Here is an 18,968-nt window from a genome sequence, read left to right as displayed (position 1 = left end):
GATTTTTTACTAACCGTGCAAAGTCAGTAATCTTATTTTACTCTGAGGTATTTTTTTCTCAACCTTCTTTCTCGGAATTCCTTATATTTGAATTATACAAGAAGCTCCTTTCCAGTGCGTAAATGCACCCCGTTCTCCCGCTTTTTCGGTTTCCATTCGTCACCGGACGATTTCAGATAAAAACTTATCCCGATCACATTCCATATTTTTCGACATGATTCTATAAGTAATCATACAATGTTTTCCAACATAATTCCACAAATATTTTAGAAAGAATCCTGATTTGAAGGATTCCGCCTGCGGTAGATTACTGCGATAGATCGCTTCGCTAGATTGCTTCGGCAATATGTTTCCAACCTGTTTATTCAAACATAAGATTCCGGAAACGCAAATCGCGGGTGAAATCATTACAATTTTGTTACAATAATTATACATATTTTCTGTTTCATATTGTATTTTATATTTTCTCATACCCCTGAAAATCTATTTTAATCTTCCAGACACGTTCTGCACTACATTCTCTTATTAACTTCCAAACATGAGCTTATATCAGAAAAATCAAATTTTGTTGCATACAAATAACAGGGGTGTTCCCGCACCAGCGTTTCTTCCCCGGACAAAACCAGCTGATCTGCCCATTGAATCGCAAAAACCAGGACAGGTGTATCTTTCTGGTAAGTCTGGGAATCCTCCCCTTTACAATAGGCGGTCACTCTTATTTCATTTTCTCCGGTTCTGATCGATCCTAATACATCATATTCATCATAAACTTTTACACCACGAAATGTCCGGTACTGCCCCGTCCCCACATAATTTCCATTGAGATACACCACATATTCCGTATCTGCACAAATCTGAAGAACTGCTTTCGTGAGTGTTTCCCGATATTCCGGAATATTCCTGCTGTCACCGGAAGCTTCGTAGACTGGATCCATGAGATCTGTCCGTAATCCGAATGAATCTCAAAAGGGTAACTCAGATCGGAGAGTTACCCTTTTACACTATAGGAACAGCCGTGTTTTCACAAATTCATCAAAACGCGGCAAAGCCATGGAAATTTTTCCATATTCTTTTGTGTCGATCACACCTTTTCTTTTCAGTCTCTCACGATAAACAGAAAATTGTTCCGACTTCATATCCAAATGATCTCTTAATGTTTTAACCCTGTTATCTTCGCACACAGCAAGTTCAGCCAGAAGCTTTTTATCCACTTCTGATAATTCTGTCCATATTTTGCTATACACATATTCTTCCAGATACTGGTCATATTCCGGCAGTATCTCTTCAATAGACTTGACACCACGATTTTCCCAATAAAGATATCCCAGCACCTGAAAAGCAAATGGATATCCTTTTGTAAGAGATGTCATGATACTGGCAGTCTCCATATCTATCCTGAATATATCCCTATAATGATTCCGCACAGCTGTATAATTAAGAGGCTCCAACAACACCTTTGGTGCACGATATAGAAAAGTTAAGGATTTATCATTTTGAAGTTCATAAAGATTTTCATATAACCCGGTCATCAACAAATAAATTGGATAATCCTGACGCAAAAAGATCTGAAATGAACTTGCAAATATTTTTATCTGCTCGGATTTTACTACCTCGTCAATTGTTATCAAAAGACGTTTTCCGGATTCTTTGATTTGCTCTAACATACACTCAATTACATTCTCTATATCGCTGACCGGAGCTGAATTTTCAATGGACACGCCCAGCCCAAATGCTGAAAAATCCAGCTTTGCCTTTATAAATCTATCATGCATCTCAGGTAAACTATATATCCTGGCCGCAAGACTCTGCAGAAGATCTCTTGTAGGATTCAGTTCAAGAACGATCCACTCTTTGCTTTGACGCATTTCTCTTGCTATATTCGTCATCATAACAGTCTTTCCGGAACCTCTTACCCCTGTAATCATAAATATCTGATTAGAAGGGACTTCTGCCCGGAAACTATCAATTATTTGATTCGTTTGCGAAATACGTGAAATATATTGTACCGGCCTCTTCCCAAAAGACAAAGTAAACGGATTGTTCATAATAATTCCTTTCTTTATAATTTTTTATAACTTTTCCTATATTTTATAAGTTTTTATAACTTTTATTCCATTTTATAACTTTTTATAACTTTTAGCAATACCATATTGTTAATTTGCTCCAATGGTTCTGCCACCCATCCATCGGAAGTCTTCTTCGTCTCCCGGTTTAAACGCCATTGTCTCCCTTGATGGTGCAAGAGAACCAAGTCCCCGATACGTTATCTGTTTTGCTGAAAGATTGTTTCGAAAATCCTCTTTTTCCTTTGCTCTTTCAACAATATTAAGAAGTCCCTTAGGTAATGCTGTTTACGGTAAGGGCTTGTTTGCCATGCCAAAAAAGCCTGTATTTTATCCATAACTGCGAGAAAATGTGCATTTTGAAAGAAAACATTCCACTCGAAAGAGCCGGTTTGGAATCCGGATAAAAAAACTTTCTCTATAAGGAAGTTCATCGAGTGCGGACGGGTGCCGACTCGATTCAAAAGAAATATTTCCCAGACTGTCTCGTGAAAACGGGACTTTTTCTATATCTTATCTGAAAAACATTTCTTTTTTATTATATCCATTGCTCATCATCCTTTCCAACAAATACTTTTGACACCTCATTAATTTTATTGTTAATATTATACAAATTCTTTTAAATCTTTGACTTCTATAAATCGAACCTTTGACTTCTATAAACAAAAAGTCAAATTCAATTCACACAAAAAGTCAAAACTTTGCCGTATTTCCTTGACTTTTCGACTTTAAAGCGTTATATTTCTATAAGGTTAAGCGTTCAAAATAGTAACGCAAATAGAAAACATCTCATCAGGAGGAGAATCTTATGAAGAAACAGATTTTAGCAACAGTTCTTTCCGCTTCCATGGCAGTTGGAATGTGTGTTGTACCGGTAAGCGCTGAAGAAGCAGAAACTTATACCGTTGGTATCTGCCAGCTTGTTCAGCATGAAGCTCTTGACGCTGCTACACAGGGATTTATTGATGCCCTTACAGAAGAAATGGGTGATCAGGTAGAAATTCTGGAAGTACAGAATGCACAGGGTGATTCTAATACCTGTTCTACCATCATCAACGACTTCGTTTCCAAAGATGTAGATCTGATTCTTGCAAACGCAACACCTGCACTTCAGGCTGCTGCTGCAGGTACCAGTGAGATCCCGATCCTTGGCACATCCGTTACCGAATACGGTGTTGCACTTGGTATTGACGATTTTGACGGAACAGTAGGCGGAAACATTTCCGGTACTTCTGACCTTGCACCGCTTGATCAGCAGGCTGCAATGCTCAATGAACTTTTCCCGGATGCAAAGAACGTAGGTCTTCTGTACTGCTCCGCTGAAGCAAACTCCCAGTATCAGGTAGACACTGTTCAGGCAGCTCTGGAAGAACTGGGCTACACCTGCACACAGTATGCTTTCTCTGACTCCAACGATCTTTCTTCTGTAACAACTACCGCTGCTACAGAAAGCGATGTTATTTATGTACCGACAGACAACACCGTTGCATCCAATACAGAGATCATCAACAACATCTGCCTTCCGGCTGAAGTTCCGGTAATCGCAGGTGAAGAAGGTATCTGCTCAGGCTGTGGCGTTGCTACTCTTTCCATCAGCTACTATGACCTTGGTGTTGCTACCGGAAAAATGGCTGCACGCATCCTTGGCGATGGTGAAGACATTTCCACAATGCCAATCGAATACGCTCCGGAATTCACCAAGAAATACAATGCAGACATCTGCGCAACTCTCGGCATAGAAGTACCGGAAGATTATGTAGCAATCGGTGCTGAAGAAGAAGCTGCAGAGGAAGAAACCGAAGAAGCTGCAACTGAAGAAGCTGCAACCGAAGAAAATGCTGAAGAGGAAGCTGCTGAAGAAACCGAAGAAGCTGCAGAATAATCAGTAAAAACAATCAAGTATTTTATTCAAACCAGATTAATCAAACACACTACATAAACACTGACAGCGAGAAGGATATCTCTTTCCCGCTGTTTGCGTTTTACCAGGAGGATTCAAAATGAATATCACCAGCTTAATCAACGCTCTTCCGGGTTCCGTTGCGCAGGGCCTGATCTGGGGAATTATGGCTATTGGCGTATACCTTACCTACAGAATCCTGGATATTGCCGACCTGACTGTCGACGGTACCATGTGTACCGGAGGTGCTGTCTGCATTATGATGATGGTCAGCGGACATAATGTCTGGGTTTCCATGCTGGCTGCTACCGGCGCCGGTATGCTGGCAGGTCTGGCTACAGGAATTTTTCATACCTTTATGGGTATCCCGGCAATTCTCGCCGGTATTCTGACACAGCTCTCGCTGTACTCTGTAAACTTAAAAATCATGGGAAAAGCAAACCAGGCAATCAATGTTGACAAATATGATCTCCTTGTTTCCCTGCGTTATATCAAGAATGTTCCATTCCTTCAGAATACGATTCTCATTGTGGCACTGATCATCTTTGTCATGATCGCAATTCTGTACTGGTTTTTCGGAACAGAGCTCGGATGCTCTCTCCGTGCCACCGGATGCAACCCGAATATGTCCCGCGCACAGGGTATCAACACCAATGTAAACAAAGTACTCGGCCTGATGATTTCCAACGGTCTTGTCGCTTTTTCCAGCGCACTTCTGGCACAGTATCAGGGCTTTGCGGATGTAAATATGGGACGCGGCGCGATTGTCATCGGACTGGCTGCTGTCATCATCGGTGAAGCTGTTTTCGGACGCATTTTCCACAACTTTGCATTGCGTCTTCTCAGCGTGGCACTCGGTTCTATTCTGTATTATCTGGTTCTTCAGACCGTTATCTGGATGGGAATCGACACAGACCTTCTGAAGATGCTGTCCGCACTTGTTGTTGCACTTTTCCTTGCTTTCCCGTACTGGAAAAGCAAATATTTCACAAAACCGGTAAAACGGGGAGGTAATCCAAATGCTTGAGCTTAAAAATATCTACAAAACCTTTAACCCCGGAACGATCAACGAAAAAGTAGCGCTAAACGGGCTTTCCCTGAAGCTCAAAGAAGGGGATTTCGTTACCGTCATCGGCGGCAACGGTGCCGGTAAATCCACCATGCTGAATGCAGTCGCAGGTACCTGGCTGGTTGACGAAGGACAGATCCTGATCGATGGAACGGACGTCACCAAACTTCCGGAACACAAACGTGCCATTTATCTTGGACGCGTTTTCCAGGATCCGATGACCGGAACTGCCGCAACCATGGGCATCGAAGAAAATCTGGCACTTGCCAAACGCCGCGGAAAAACCCGTTTACTCGGTCCCGGAATCACCAAGAAGGAACGTGAGGAATACAAAGAACTTCTGAAAACGCTCGGCCTCGGTCTGGAAGACCGTCTGACTTCCAAAGTCGGTCTGCTTTCCGGTGGACAGCGACAGGCTCTGACGCTTCTGATGGCTACGCTGAAAAAGCCGAAACTCCTTCTTCTGGATGAACATACTGCTGCTCTTGATCCCAAAACTGCTGCAAAGGTCCTGGAAATTACAGATATGATTGTCAACCGTGACCATCTGACTACCCTAATGATCACCCATAATATGCAGGATGCCATTTCTCATGGCAACCGCCTGATCATGATGATGGATGGAAAAATCATCCTCGATATTGAGGGGGAAGAGAAAAAGAAACTGACTGTCCGCAATCTTCTGGATCAGTTTGAAAAAGCCAGCGGAAAGGAATTTTCCAATGACTCTGCATTGTTAGGTTAAAAAAAGTCCCTGTATTCAAGAAATAGAATACAGGGGCTTTTTTATTTTGCAATACCTTTCATAGAAAGGCTGATTCGTTTTTTCTTAAGATCTACGCCAAGGACGCGGACATCCACCACGTCACCTACACTGACTGCTTCCAGCGGATGTTTGATGAATTTCTCACTCATCTCAGAAATGTGGACAAGTCCGTCCTGATGAACACCGATATCCACAAATGCACCAAAGTCAATGACATTTCGCACGGTTCCTTTGAGAACCATTCCCTCTTTCAGATCTTTCATATCCAGTACATCCGTACGGAGGATTGGTCTAGGCATCTCATCACGGGGATCTCGCGCCGGTTTTTCCAGTTCTTTTACAATATCGCGAAGTGTGATTTCTCCGATTTCCAGTTCCTGAGCCATTTTGTTATAATCCTTCACCTGTCTGGAAATACCGGAAAGTCTTCCTCCGATAATATCCTCTGGTTTGTAGCCCAGTTTTTCCAGAAGCTTTGTCGCAGCTTCATAGCTTTCCGGATGAACACTGGTGGCATCCAGCGGATTTTTGCCTCCGGTAATCCGGGTAAAGCCGGCACACTGCTCAAATGCCTTCGGTCCCAGTTTCGCTACTTTGAGAAGTTCACGGCGGCTCGTGAAACGGCCGTTTTCTTCACGGTAGGTCACGATATTTTTGGCGATCACTTTGGAAATACCGGAAATGTATTCCAGAAGAGAAGCGGATGCCGTATTCAGATCCACACCAACTTTATTCACACAATCTTCTACAACACCGTTCAGTGCCTCACCCAGTTTCTTCTGGTTCATATCATGCTGATACTGACCGACACCGATGGCTTTTGGCTCAATTTTTACAAGTTCCGCCAGCGGATCCTGCAGACGTCTTGCAATCGAAGCCGCACTTCTCTGTCCCACATCAAAATTCGGGAATTCCTCTGTAGCCAGTTTGCTTGCGGAATAAACAGAGGCACCTGCCTCATTGGTGATCACATACTGAACCTTTTCCGGAATTTCCTTCAGAAGTTCCACGATAATCTGCTCCGATTCTCTGGATGCCGTTCCGTTTCCAACAGAGATCAGCGTAATTCCGTACTTTTTAATCAGTTTTTTCAGGGTTTCTTTTGCAGCTTTGATCTTGGCATCTGTTGTAGGCGCAGTTGGATAAATCACTGTAGTATCCAGCACTTTCCCTGTTGCATCGACTACTGCAAGTTTGCAGCCCGTACGGAAAGCCGGATCCCATCCAAGAACGACCTGTCCGACAATTGGAGGCTGCATCAGGAGCTGCTCCAGATTCTTACCAAATACATGAATAGCTCCGTCTTCTGCTTTTTCCGTCAGGTCACTGCGAATCTCACGCTCAATAGCCGGTCCGATCAGACGTTTGTAACTGTCTTCCACTACTTCTTTCAAAACAGGGGTGGTGATCGGGTTATCCTTGGTGATGACCTGGTGCTCCAGATAACGCAGGATATCCTCCTCCGGTGCATTGATCTTTACGGTAAGGAATTTCTCCTTTTCCCCGCGGTTCAGGGCAAGAATACGATGACCTGCCAGCTTCTTCACCGGCTCTTCAAACTCATAATACATCTCATATACAGAAGCTTCTTCCGGCTTCCTGGCAGTGGAACTCACAAGTCCCTTATCTGCTGTAAGTTTCCGGATGTGGATACGATAGTCCGCTTCATCGGAAATATGCTCGGCAATAATATCTTTCGCACCGGCAAGGGCTTCTTCTGCAGTGTTCACTTCTTTTTCTTCTGACAGAAAGGCTTCTGCTTCCTGCTCCAGCGGTTTCTTCGTCATCTGAAGCATAATGATATTTGCCAGAGGTTCCAGCCCCTTCTCTTTTGCTATGATCGCACGTGTACGGCGTTTCGGACGGTAAGGACGGTATAAATCTTCTACCACAACCAGTGTCTGTGCATCCAGAATCTGCTGTTTCAGCTCCGGTGTCAGCTTGCCCTGATCTTCGATGCTGCCGATTACCTGCGCCTTTTTTTCTTCCAGATTGCGCAGATAAGTCAGTCGTTCATAAAGATTACGAAGCTGTTCGTCGTTCAGAGAACCGGTTGCTTCTTTTCTGTATCGGGAAATAAACGGGATGGTGTTGCCCTCGTCAATCAGCTTGACCGCAGCTTCCACCTGTTCTTTTTTCACATTCAGTTCCTGTGTAATTACCTGAATAATATCCATAATTCTGTCTTCTCCTCGGTGATTTTGAAATCTACCCTGTTACCTTATCAGCCCGCACTTCATTTGTCAAGACTCTGGATTTTTCATGTCCTATGATATATTTTCCGGCAGGTTTCCTCTTTTTCCTGTTCCTCCGAAGCGGACGGAATCGTTCCGTCAAGCTGACCTCTGATACTTTCTGCACGAAGCAGGCAAAACTCTCTGAGCGTTTCCGCCCCTTTTTCAAACAAATCCACGCCAGCATAGGACATAGAAAGCTGTCCGTCCTTTTCGTAAAGATAATAATTATTTCTATCCTCCTGTGCTTCCGTATTTTCCTGATTAATGGCAAGCGGGGTTTTGATCTCATGCCCGGCATGCGGTCCCTAAATCCTGTCCTCCAGCTCTCCTCTCAGATCTCTGTAGAACATCACAGTCGTCATTTCCATATATGGCAGAACCCACAGAAGTGCCAGATACAAAGTAAAAGCAGAAAGAAACATCAGGGGAATAAAACTGATCTTCAGAAGAAGCAGTTTCCCCAGTTTTCCCTTAAGCATCTTCACACTTCCCTTAATTGCCTGCGTTCCGGTCATTTCCGGATCATCCGCCAGCAGAAAATAAATCATCTCAAACGGAATCGTAAGCAGCTCCGCAAGCAGAGAAGATGCGGCTGTCAGCATCAGTGTCTGTACTGCCCATGCCATCTGTTCTTCTATCGTATTTCCCACTTCCAGATGATACGTATAAATATTAATCGGAATGGACACCAGCAGACTGACCAGGGCCACGGCAAACGTACATACGATCACGTGATCCGGATTATTTTTGAAAAAATAGACCAGATTCTCCAGAGAAAATTCTCTTCCCCGTGCCGCATTCAGATACAAGAGTCTGACACCTGCATAAAAAATTCCAAACACAAGTGTCAGAAGAAAATAAAATGCCTGACTCAGAATCAGAGCCGGAAGGTCACTTCCCGGAAAAAACACATCCGTGATCATACTTCCGCCAAACCCCAGTATCGAATACGCCACCAGCGCCAGTATCAGCCAGCCCGTATTTCCGGCCATCGCCTGCCTTGCCAGGCTTTTTAATTCGCGTATACTTTTCATGAATTTCTCCTGTTCTCCAGAGCGCGTCTGAAAACTCATTCCCGCCATCTGCACGCTCTCATCCGGCATTAATCTGCCAGATCAAAGGCATCATGTACCGCATTCATTGCACGGATACCGTCTTTTTCATTGATCAGTACGGTTACACGAATCTCGGAAGTGGAAATCATATTGATATTTACCCCTTCGTTATACAGGCTCTCAAACATTTTTGCAGCAACACCAGGATTGCTCATCATACCTGCACCTACGATGGACAGTTTGGCAATATTTCTTTCCGCATGCAGTTCTTTGTAGCCGAGACGTGCCTGATTTGCCTCCAGCACCGCCATGGCATCATCCATATCATTGCCGTCCACGGTAAAGGAGATATCCTTGGTTCCCGCACGTCCGATAGACTGCAGGATCACATCTACATTAATATTCTTTTTGGCAAGTGTATCAAATACCTTAAATGCAGTACCAGGTACATCCTGCAGACCAATGACTGCAATTCTCACTGCCTCTGTATCCAGCGCAACACCGCTGATCAACATTCTCTCCACTGTTACTTCCTCCTTTACGACAGTTCCTTCACTGTTATTCAGACTGGAGCGCACCACAAGAGGTACGCCGTATTTTTTCGCCATTTCCACAGAACGGTTATGAAGCACTCCTGCACCGAGAGTGGCAAGATCCAGCATTTCATCATAAGTGATTTCCTTCAGTTTGCGGGCTGTCGGAACCTTCCTCGGGTCTGCAGTATACACGCCGTCTACATCAGTATAGATCTCACAGGCATCCGCATGAAGTGCTGCGGCAAGTGCAACTGCTGTCGTATCAGAACCGCCTCTTCCAAGAGTGGTATAATCGTCATATTTATTGATCCCCTGAAAACCTGTCACAATAACAATCTTACGGTCCTCCAGTTCGCGGCGGATCCTTTCTGTATCAATGCGTTTTAAGCGGGCATTTCCGTGCGCACTGGTCGTATGCATGGCAACCTGAAACGCATTCAGAGAAACGGCAGGCACTTTCAGTTTATTCATTGCCATGGCCATCAGCGCTACCGACATCTGCTCTCCAATGGTAAAAAGCATATCCATTTCTCTCTTGGGCGGTTTTTCATTGATATCCTGTGCCATAGTGATCAGTTCGTCTGTATATTTCCCCATAGCAGACAAAACCACCACCACATCATTGCCTTTCTGATAATCTTCGACACATCTTCTGGCAACATTAAAGATCCTCTCTTTATTTGCCACTGATGTGCCGCCGAATTTCTTTACAATTAACATAGTTTCCTCCCGGTGTAATGCTCAATCTTTATTTGGAAAATAAATAAGTCATCATATCCCAGCCGTGAGCAACCTTTATGCCGCTCTGCGCTGCTTCCTGCTCGTTATAATGCCAGGTATGCTCCTGCAGATTGGTACTGTCATACAAAAGATAAGGAACCGGTTCTGCCACATGAGTACGCACCTGAATCGGGGTCGGATGATCAGGAAGGATCAGCATCCGGTAATCTTCCCCGGAAGCATCCAGACCTTCTTTTACAAGTCGAATCAGACGTCCGTCCAGATATTCAATCGACTGGATTTTTTTCTCAATACTGCCCTGATGGCCCATTTCATCCGGTGCTTCCACATGAATATAAGCAAAATCATAGCCGTCTTCTGTGAGGGCCTTCACAGCAGCCCTGGCCTTGCCTTCATAGTTGGTATGCAGTCCGCCGTTGGCTCCCTCTACAATGATACGGTCCATCTCGGCACCCACTGCGATTCCTTTCAAAAGGTCTACTGCGGAAATCATCACACCTTTTTTGTGATAGATTTCTTCAAAAGAGGTAAGAATCGGTTTTGTTCCTGCACCCCAGAACCAGAAACTGTTGGCAGGATTCAATCCCTTTGCCTTACGATCCAGATTGATCGGATGGTTCTTCAGAATTTCGTAGCTGCGCTCCTGCATCTGACGCAGCACCGGATCGGAAGGCAGATATTCTCCGATTCTGCGTGTCAGAACATCGTGCGGCGGAGTCAGATCCAGAACCTCTCCTTTATCCCAGATCATACAATGACGGTAACTGGTACCTGTATAGAACCGGTAGGTATCATTTGCCAGTTCCTTTGCAACGGCTTTCAGCAGAATATCCGCATCTTCCGTACTGATCTCATCAGAACTGTGATCCAGAATCTTCTGCTCCTCGTAAGGCGCGTCCTCTTCAGTCAATGTGACAATGTTGCAGCGATACACCACATCGCTGTCCTTCATGTCCACACCAATGCTCAGTGCTTCCAGCGGGGAACGTCCTGTATAATATTTCTTCGGGTTGTATCCCATAACAGAAAGATTCGCCGTATCACTTCCCGGCGCCATTCCTTCCGGAATCGTAGGAACGGTACCGATTTCCGATACAGCAGCAAGGGCATCCATCACCGGTGTTTTTGCACAGGAAAGCGGAGTGCCGCCCTGAAGTTCCTCCAGCGGCCAGTCTGCCATTCCATCTCCCAAAACAACAACGTATTTCATAATTTTTTCTCCTCGAATCAGTATCTATTTTGTACTCTGTATGAATCTCCTGATCAGTCTTTTACACGGATCATGGTCACAATATGATCTGCCAGGGCTCTGATCCTTTCTTCGTATTCTCCCTGTCGCATCGTAGATGTAATAAATGCAAACTCATCCGGCAGTTCTTTCAAATTGACGATCTCTACTTCCGGAAAAGCTTCTTTTACGCAATCCACAGTGGTACCTTTGACTCTGACGAAAAATCTTCCCTCTACCTCGGACATATCCATCAGATTCAGCGGATAACTGCTCCAATTCGTCATAATATTTCTGTGAAGGTGTTTCGCCTCATCCACCACATCTGCCACCACTGCACTTGCAGTCGGAAGTTTGCCTGCACCGCTTCCGTAAAACATGGCATCACCCAGAACATTTCCATGGACAAAAACGGCATTAAACACATCATTCACGCTGAAAAGAGGACTGTTCTGACTAAGAAGGAATGGTGCCACCATAGCATAGAAAGAATCCTCCCCAACCTTGCGGCTGGTTGCCAGAAGTTTGATCGTCATGCCCAATTCTCTGGCATAAGCCATATCCTCAGGTGTAATCCTGGTAATGCCTTCTGTATAAATATTCTCATAGTTCAGGAAACGTCCGTATGCCAGCGAAGAAAGAATGGCAATTTTACGGCAGGCATCATATCCTTCCACATCGGCTGTCGGATCTGCCTCCGCATATCCCTTTGCCTGTGCTTCCTTTAATACGGTATCAAATTCACAGCCTTCTGTGCTCATCTTATACAGCATGTAATTGGTTGTTCCATTCAGGATACCGGTAATTTCATCGATTTCATCTGCAGTAAGAGAAGAATTCAGCGCACGGATGATCGGAATTCCGCCGCCGCAGCTTGCTTCAAATAAAAAGTTGATATCCCGTTCTCTAGCAATTTCCATCAGCTCCGGGCCATGTTTGGCTACGAGAGCCTTATTGGATGTGCAGACACTCTTTCCTGACTCAAGTGCTCTTTTTACAAAAGTATACGCCGGCTCAATGCCCCCCATAACCTCGACAACAATATCTACTTCCGGGTCATTGGCGATCACTTCATAGTCATGTACAAGAATATCCTGTACCGGATCTCCCGGGAAATCTCTCAGATCCAGAACATACTTGATATTGATTTCGTCGCCTGCGCGCTTATTGATGCTTTTATGATTGGTATTGATTACTTCCACAACACCGCTTCCTACAGTGCCGTATCCTAAGACTGCTATATTGATCATTTTGTCCTCCGTGTTTTTCTATTTTTTACTCTCTGCCGAGAATCTTCAGATAATGGATTCCTTCACTCTGCTCAATCGTCTCAACCATCGCTTCTGCATCCCCTTCTCCCGGAAGGATATCCACACTGAGTGTCAGTGTAGCCACTCCATTGATGGGAATACTCTGGTGGATGGTAAGGATATTGCCGTGAAAACGTGCGATCGTCTGAAGTACATTTGACAAAAGCCCCGGCTCATCATCCATCTGAATGATGAAAGTAATGGTCTTCCCTTTCGCATCTTCATGGAAGGGAAATATATCATCCTTATATTTATAAAAAGAACTGCGGCTGATTCCGGTCTGTTCAGCTGCCTCCTGTACAGTGAGGACTCTGCCGGAATCAAGAAGGCGCTTTGCTTCCACTACTTTTAACAGCACCTCCGGAACCGCACGTTCCCTGACTACAAAATATTTTTTCTTTTCTGCCTGTTTCTGCATTTTGATCTTCCTATCCATTTTCCGTCTGTTGAGTTTTTTGCTTCAAAAATGTCCGTTTTTTAAAGACATTTGTTTTTCCACGAAAGATATCTTACCATAACCGAAAAAACTCTGCAAGACTTTTTTCATTACCGGACAATCCGTTCACAGCAACACTCTTCGCAGGATATTTCCAGTAAACAATAACCCCAAATCATTTCAGATCAAAACAGATGCTGCTGCGAAAACAATCTGTCTTCAGCAGCAGCTTCTTCTTCCTATTCTCTCATAATACCCCGCGGGGAATTTTTATACATTATTCCGCAGACGCAGGTTTTCTGGATAATGCGATCCATTTCAGATATGCATTGATAAAGAGATCGATTCCTCCATCCATCACTGCATCCACATTACCGGTCTCTTCATTGGTACGATGATCTTTGACCATGGTGTATGGCTGCATAACATAAGAACGGATCTGATTTCCCCAGCCAATCTCTGTCACTTCCCCACGGATACCGGATAATTTTGCCTCTGCCTCCTGCTGTTTCAGAAGATACAGTTTGGCTTTCAGCATCTGCATGGCTTTGTCTTTGTTCATATGCTGGGAACGTTCATTCTGACACTGTACCACGATTCCTGTCGGAAAATGTGTGATACGGATTGCAGAAGATGTTTTGTTGATATGCTGTCCGCCGGCACCGCTGCTTCGATACGTATCGATACGGATATCCTCATCATTGATCTCCACATCAAGATCCTTCTCAATATCCGGCATAACATCGCAGGATACAAAGGAGGTCTGCCGCTTGCCTGCCGCATTAAACGGAGAGATACGTACAAGACGGTGTACCCCTTTTTCGGACTTCAGATAACCATAAGCATTTTCGCCGTTTACCTGGAAAGTAACGGATTTAATTCCGGCTTCATCTCCATCCAGATAATCAAGAACTTCCACACTGAATCCCTTGCGGTCTGCCCAGCGGGTGTACATACGATAAAGCATGCTGCACCAGTCACAGGCTTCGGTTCCTCCTGCTCCGGCATTCAGCTTGATGATCGCATTCTCCGTATCGTATTCTCCTGATAAAAGGGTCTTCACACGGATATTATCAAAATCTTTTTCAAACTGATCCAGCATTTCCTGGATTTCCGGAATCAGCTCCGGATCGTTCTCTTCGTAGCCCATCTCAATCATGGTTTCCATATCTTCCATCTGCGTAACCAGACTCTGGTATGTCTCCATATCGTCTTTCAGGCTTTTTAACTCTTTCATTTTCATCTGGGATTTTTCTGCGTCATCCCAGAAATCCGGCGCTTCCATTTCGCGCTCTAATTCTTCGACTCTCTGCTCTTTGTTAGCGAGGTCAAAGTGAATCCCTCACTTCCACTAATGGTTCGGTATAGGCTGCAAGAATTGTCTTGAACTGATCTAATTCAACCATAGCTTCACCTTCTTTCTATTTTTTTGATCCAAACAGAAGCTGCACGCACATTCTGTTTCGATGAGGATTATGAAAACCGGATTCTTCTGTGAGAACAAAAATCCGGGCATCACAACTCAATGTATACAATAGCATATCGGGGGGAAAAAGGCAAATGAAGATGTATAAAAAAATGTGTAAATGAAGATGTTTGAGAATTTGTGTAAAATTGCAAAAGCTGCGTAAAATCATAATATTGGAAAGCAACTGTACCGAGAATTAACATTGACGACAAAACAGTGGTATTTTATAATTTTTATAAAACATAGTTCGCAAATGACACAGAATATTTTACATAATCCCAGCAAAGAAAGGAGAAAACGATGACAAATTATTCAGAAAATGACAAGCTTTACCACATCCAGGTGGGAAAAGGAGAAGTTGGAAAATATGTAATTCTCCCAGGCGATCCAAAGAGATGCGAAAAAATCGCCGGATATTTTGACAATCCCCGATTTGTTGCAGACAGCAGGGAATATGTTACTTATACCGGATATCTGGAGGGGGAAAAAGTGAGCGTAACTTCTACCGGTATTGGCGGCCCGTCTGCTTCCATTGCCCTTGAGGAGCTTGTACAGTGCGGAGCGGATACCTTTATACGTGTAGGCACAAGCGGCGGTATGGATATCCATGTCAAAAGCGGCGACCTGGTCATCGCAAACGGTGCTATCCGAATGGAAGGGACTTCGAGAGAATATGCTCCCATCGAGTTCCCCGCTGTACCGGATTTCCAGGTAATGTCAGCCCTGGCACAGGCTGCCGGTACGTTGGGCTATCCCCATCATGTAGGTGTTGTCCAGTGTAAGGATTCTTTCTACGGACAGCATTCCCCGGAAACCAAACCGGTCAGTTATGAATTATTAAACAAATGGGAAGCATGGTGCAGACTTGGATGCAAAGCTTCCGAAATGGAATCCGCTGCATTATTTATCACAGGGGCCGCACTTGGTGTAAAAGTAGGTTCCATTCTGCTTGTCCTCGCCAATCAGGAAAGAGCCAAACAGGGTCTTGACAATCCCATCGTCCACGATACCGATATGGCAATTCGCACAGCCATAGAAGCTGTCAAAATCCTGATCCGTCAGGATAAGGCCGGAAAAGACAGATAATACTGTGTACACTCAAAAAAGGAGAATGATCTATGGAAAATGAACTCACTCCCACTCGATTGATCCGTGAAGCAATCCGTGCTATGCAGTATTCCTACAGCCCCTATTCCCATTTCCGCGTCGGTGCCGCACTGCTTGCCGAAAGCGGAAAAATCTATCGCGGCTGCAATATCGAAAATGCCGCATATACCCCGACAAACTGCGCAGAACGAACCGCTTTTTTCAAAGCTGTCAGCGAAGGGGAACATGAATTTGATGCGATCTGCATCGTAGGCGGCAAAGACGGCATTCCGGAAGAATATGCACCTCCCTGCGGCGTATGCAGGCAGGTCATGATGGAATTCTGCGATCCGGAAACATTCAAAATTATTCTGGCAACAGACGAAACCCACTATACCGAATTTACCCTCAAAGAACTTCTTCCCCTTGGCTTTGGCCCGGGAAATCTTCGTTAACTGTTATTGAATCAGGGAGAGAAAACATGCAAAAATATCGTAGAATCTTTACGATCGTCATTGATTCTTTCGGAATCGGTGCGATGCCAAATGCAGCAGAATATGGTGATGAAGGCTGCGACACCTGTGGACATATTGACGAATATGTTTCCGAATTTCACATTCCAAACCTTGTAAGCCTCGGTCTTGGCAGACTTCATCCTCTGAAACATGCCGATTATAATGGCGAAATCAGAGGATATCAGGCAAGACTTCTGGAATCCAGCGTGGGAAAGGATACCATGACCGGTCATTGGGAACTGATGGGACTCCATATTACCAAACCATTTATCACTTTCACAGAAACAGGGTTTCCCAAAGAACTTCTTGACGAATTATCCAGAAGGACCGGACGGGTAATTATCGGAAATAAGAGCGCCAGCGGAACTGAAATTCTCGATGAGCTCGGCGAGGAAGAAATTGCTACAGGTCACATGATTGTTTATACCTCAGCTGATTCCGTCCTCCAGATTTGTGGAAATGAAGAAACCTTTGGACTGGAGGAACTGTATCGCTGCTGTGAAATCGCCAGAGAACTGACCATGAAAGACGAGTGGAAAGTCGGCCGCGTCATTGCCCGTCCCTATGTGGGAAAGAAACGCGGAGAATTCCAACGCACCTCCAACCGTCACGATTATGCCCTGAAACCCTATGGAAAAACCGCTCTGGATGCTTTAAAACAGGCCGGTCTGGATGTAATCAGTATTGGAAAAATCAAGGACATTTTTGACGGCGAAGGTATCACAGAAGCCTATAAATCCAAGAGCAGCGTTCATGGAATGAAACAGACTATTGACATGCAGAAAAAAGATTTCCACGGACTGGTCTTCACAAATCTGGTGGATTTTGATGCCCTCTGGGGGCACAGACGAAATACAGAAGGATATGCAAAAGAACTGGAGAAATTTGACAAAAATCTTGGAATTTTTCTGGAAAATATGAGGAACGATGATCTTCTGATGATCACTGCTGACCATGGAAACGATCCAACCTTCAAGGGAACCGACCATACAAAGGAAATCGTACCGCTGCTGATGTATTCCCCCTCTATGAAACAGAACGGAAAACTGGCAGATCAGGAGACCTTTGCAGTTGTGGGAAATACAATTGCTGAAAACTTCGGCGTAGAAATGCCGGAAGGAACTATTGGGCATTCCCTGCTTGATTGCCTGAAATAACCGTCCATTTGTCATGACTGTGTTGGATTCAACTCTCAAAATATTTTTCACAGGAAAATGCTGGACACTTTCCTGTAATACAAAATTAAGACGCTAAAACCTGGATCATATTTGAAAATTGCTTTCCGACAGATGTGCGTCACAATTTGTGGGAAATTTGACTCAAATGAGGTAGACATAACGGGCTATGTTGACCGAATGCAAGGCAAATTCCCCACAAAGTGGGGCGTGCATATGACGGATATGAATTTTCAAACACGCTCTATGGTTTTAATATAGGCTATCGGCTCTTACATATAACTGTTCCTTAAAATCAACTATCCTGTCAACGCAGATTATTATAATTCATCTCAATTGTCTTCAGGAGAAAAAGCTCTCTGCAATACTCACATCTGCAATGTAGCCAACCGTTCCGATCATACATATGGTTCCGTCTTCCTGGATGTCAATTTCGATCATACCTCCCGGCTGATTCACATTGATACGGTCTTCCACAAGGCCAAGCCGGTGAGCTGCGATTGCTGCCGCACAGCTGCCTGTTCCGGATGCTTTGGTATAACCGGAACCGCGTTCCCAGATTTCAATATCCAGATTTCCTCTGTCGATCAGATGACAGATCTGGAGATTCATACGCTCCGGAAAACGGTCATCGTTTTCTACATAAGGTCCAAGTTCTCTTACCATTTCCGGTGTCACTTTGTCTGTAAAGATAATGCAGTGCGGATTTCCCACTGTGAGGCAGGTGGCTTTGTATTCTTTGCCATGAAAGAGAAACGACTCATCAATTACTTCTCGTATCTCCCCTGTCACTGGAATGTCTTTTGAGAGAAAAGATGCCTTCCCCATATTTACACGAAATTCTGTTGCACGGCCATTCAGGCATTCCACTTCAATTGGTCCGGAAAGAGTCTCAATGCTGAATTTCTGTTCTTTGACATATTCATGATCCATCAGATATTTGGCAAAAATCCTCACGCCATTGCCGCTGATTGCGGATTCGCTTCCATCTGCATTGTAAATATGCACACCCATTTTTCCGTTGATCTCCACAGGACCATAAAGCACACCGTCAGCTCCCAGGCCAAAACCTCTCTGACACATCAGAGCAATTTTCTTTCCCTGCAGCTGAATACGGTTTTTATTCGGATCAAGAACCAGATAATCGTTCCCAAGCCCCTGGTATTTCATCATTGTGATACAATCATTCATGGCAAATCCTCTCTTTCTAATATATCGGAAAATATACATCGGAAAATACATAACTGATCAGATGACACAGGCTATTTTTCTCTCCCTATTAAGTCAAGTCTTTTTTCCTTGAATATCAAGGATTTTTTCAATATATCATCAATAAATATCTCAGAAGAAGGAGCCATAGGAATGGACATTTCTCTGTATCTG

Annotated in this window: 18 protein-coding genes; 7 read left to right on the top strand and 11 right to left on the bottom strand. The window is 44.3% G+C overall.

Translation table 11 applies throughout. The features are described 5' to 3' along the window. Nucleotides 1–512: 512 nt before the first annotated feature. Both ACTNEW_RS15450 and ACTNEW_RS15445 read right to left on the bottom strand, forming a co-directional pair. Nucleotides 513–935, bottom strand: coding sequence for a hypothetical protein (locus ACTNEW_RS15450; protein WP_441062597.1), 423 nt, complete (start codon nucleotides 933–935; stop codon nucleotides 513–515). A 66-nt stretch (nucleotides 936–1,001) separates the two neighbouring features. Further along, a complete protein-coding gene (locus tag ACTNEW_RS15445; RefSeq protein WP_441062596.1) occupies nucleotides 1,002–2,045 on the bottom strand; it encodes a P-loop NTPase fold protein in 1,044 nt (347 codons plus the stop codon). Between the two features lie 826 nt (nucleotides 2,046–2,871). Here ACTNEW_RS15445 and ACTNEW_RS15440 point away from each other — a divergent pair. The 3 genes from ACTNEW_RS15440 to ACTNEW_RS15430 all read left to right on the top strand — a co-directional run bounded on the left by ACTNEW_RS15440 (nucleotide 2,872) and on the right by ACTNEW_RS15430 (nucleotide 5,777). Further along, complete coding sequence (locus tag ACTNEW_RS15440) at nucleotides 2,872–3,945, top strand: ABC transporter substrate-binding protein (protein ID WP_441062594.1); 1,074 nt, start codon at nucleotides 2,872–2,874, stop codon at nucleotides 3,943–3,945. Nucleotides 3,946–4,063: 118 nt separating this feature from the next. After that, nucleotides 4,064–4,990: an ABC transporter permease gene (locus ACTNEW_RS15435; RefSeq protein WP_441062592.1), complete on the top strand. Its 927-nt coding sequence runs from the start codon at nucleotides 4,064–4,066 to the stop codon at nucleotides 4,988–4,990. After that, the gene (locus ACTNEW_RS15430; protein WP_441062590.1) at nucleotides 4,983–5,777 is read left to right on the top strand and encodes an ABC transporter ATP-binding protein; all 795 of its coding nucleotides are present in this window, start codon (nucleotides 4,983–4,985) and stop codon (nucleotides 5,775–5,777) included. The genes ACTNEW_RS15435 and ACTNEW_RS15430 overlap by 8 nt, the downstream gene beginning before the upstream one ends. A 41-nt stretch (nucleotides 5,778–5,818) precedes the next feature. On the opposite strand, the gene ACTNEW_RS15425 is transcribed toward ACTNEW_RS15430, so the two are convergent. From ACTNEW_RS15425 to prfB, 8 genes are all read right to left on the bottom strand, one after another. Then, nucleotides 5,819–7,975, bottom strand: a complete 2,157-nt coding sequence (locus ACTNEW_RS15425; protein ID WP_441062588.1) for a Tex family protein — start codon at nucleotides 7,973–7,975, stop codon at nucleotides 5,819–5,821. A gap of 83 nt (nucleotides 7,976–8,058) precedes the next feature. After that, complete coding sequence (locus ACTNEW_RS15420) at nucleotides 8,059–8,226, bottom strand: hypothetical protein (protein ID WP_441062586.1); 168 nt, start codon at nucleotides 8,224–8,226, stop codon at nucleotides 8,059–8,061. A gap of 114 nt (nucleotides 8,227–8,340) precedes the next feature. Next, the gene (locus ACTNEW_RS15415; protein ID WP_441062584.1) at nucleotides 8,341–9,069 is read right to left on the bottom strand and encodes a DUF975 family protein; all 729 of its coding nucleotides are present in this window, start codon (nucleotides 9,067–9,069) and stop codon (nucleotides 8,341–8,343) included. A 68-nt stretch (nucleotides 9,070–9,137) separates the two neighbouring features. Next, on the bottom strand, nucleotides 9,138–10,346 hold the full coding sequence (locus ACTNEW_RS15410) for an aspartate kinase (RefSeq protein ID WP_441062582.1): 1,209 nt from the start codon (nucleotides 10,344–10,346) through the stop codon (nucleotides 9,138–9,140). Nucleotides 10,347–10,374: 28 nt separating this feature from the next. After that, on the bottom strand, nucleotides 10,375–11,577 hold the full coding sequence (locus tag ACTNEW_RS15405) for a cofactor-independent phosphoglycerate mutase (RefSeq protein ID WP_441062580.1): 1,203 nt from the start codon (nucleotides 11,575–11,577) through the stop codon (nucleotides 10,375–10,377). Nucleotides 11,578–11,630: 53 nt separating this feature from the next. Then, nucleotides 11,631–12,845, bottom strand: coding sequence for a homoserine dehydrogenase (locus ACTNEW_RS15400; RefSeq protein ID WP_441062578.1), 1,215 nt, complete (start codon nucleotides 12,843–12,845; stop codon nucleotides 11,631–11,633). A gap of 25 nt (nucleotides 12,846–12,870) precedes the next feature. Further along, complete coding sequence (locus ACTNEW_RS15395; RefSeq protein WP_441062576.1) at nucleotides 12,871–13,323, bottom strand: ACT domain-containing protein; 453 nt, start codon at nucleotides 13,321–13,323, stop codon at nucleotides 12,871–12,873. A 295-nt stretch (nucleotides 13,324–13,618) separates the two neighbouring features. Continuing rightward, nucleotides 13,619–14,747 (bottom strand): peptide chain release factor 2 gene (gene prfB / locus ACTNEW_RS15390; protein WP_441062574.1). Its coding sequence is split into 2 segments (ribosomal slippage): nucleotides 13,619–14,671 and nucleotides 14,673–14,747, totalling 1,128 coding nucleotides; the frame shifts between segments, so codons are not numbered across the junction. A 362-nt stretch (nucleotides 14,748–15,109) separates the two neighbouring features. Here prfB and udp point away from each other — a divergent pair. From udp to ACTNEW_RS15370, 4 genes are all read left to right on the top strand, one after another. After that, nucleotides 15,110–15,895 carry a uridine phosphorylase gene (gene udp / locus ACTNEW_RS15385; protein WP_441062572.1) on the top strand — a complete coding sequence of 262 codons (786 nt, stop codon included), beginning with the start codon at nucleotides 15,110–15,112 and terminating at the stop codon, nucleotides 15,893–15,895. 32 nt (nucleotides 15,896–15,927) lie between these two features. Then, on the top strand, nucleotides 15,928–16,350 hold the full coding sequence (locus ACTNEW_RS15380) for a cytidine deaminase (RefSeq protein WP_441062571.1): 423 nt from the start codon (nucleotides 15,928–15,930) through the stop codon (nucleotides 16,348–16,350). Nucleotides 16,351–16,376: 26 nt separating this feature from the next. Next, nucleotides 16,377–17,567: a phosphopentomutase gene (locus tag ACTNEW_RS15375; protein WP_441062569.1), complete on the top strand. Its 1,191-nt coding sequence runs from the start codon at nucleotides 16,377–16,379 to the stop codon at nucleotides 17,565–17,567. A gap of 132 nt (nucleotides 17,568–17,699) precedes the next feature. Further along, nucleotides 17,700–17,846: a DUF6783 domain-containing protein gene (locus tag ACTNEW_RS15370; protein WP_441062599.1), complete on the top strand. Its 147-nt coding sequence runs from the start codon at nucleotides 17,700–17,702 to the stop codon at nucleotides 17,844–17,846. Between the two features lie 81 nt (nucleotides 17,847–17,927). Here the strand turns inward: ACTNEW_RS15370 and dapF are convergent, their stop codons facing one another. Next, on the bottom strand, nucleotides 17,928–18,776 hold the full coding sequence (dapF, locus tag ACTNEW_RS15365; protein WP_441062568.1) for a diaminopimelate epimerase: 849 nt from the start codon (nucleotides 18,774–18,776) through the stop codon (nucleotides 17,928–17,930). Between the last annotated feature and the right edge of the window lie 192 nt (nucleotides 18,777–18,968).

This window comes from Blautia sp. HCP3S3_G3, from assembly GCF_052063365.1.
Lineage (GTDB): Bacteria > Bacillota > Clostridia > Lachnospirales > Lachnospiraceae > Blautia_A.
The sequence above is the reverse complement of the archived record's forward strand: the minus strand, read 5'-3'. Positions and strand labels throughout refer to the sequence as shown.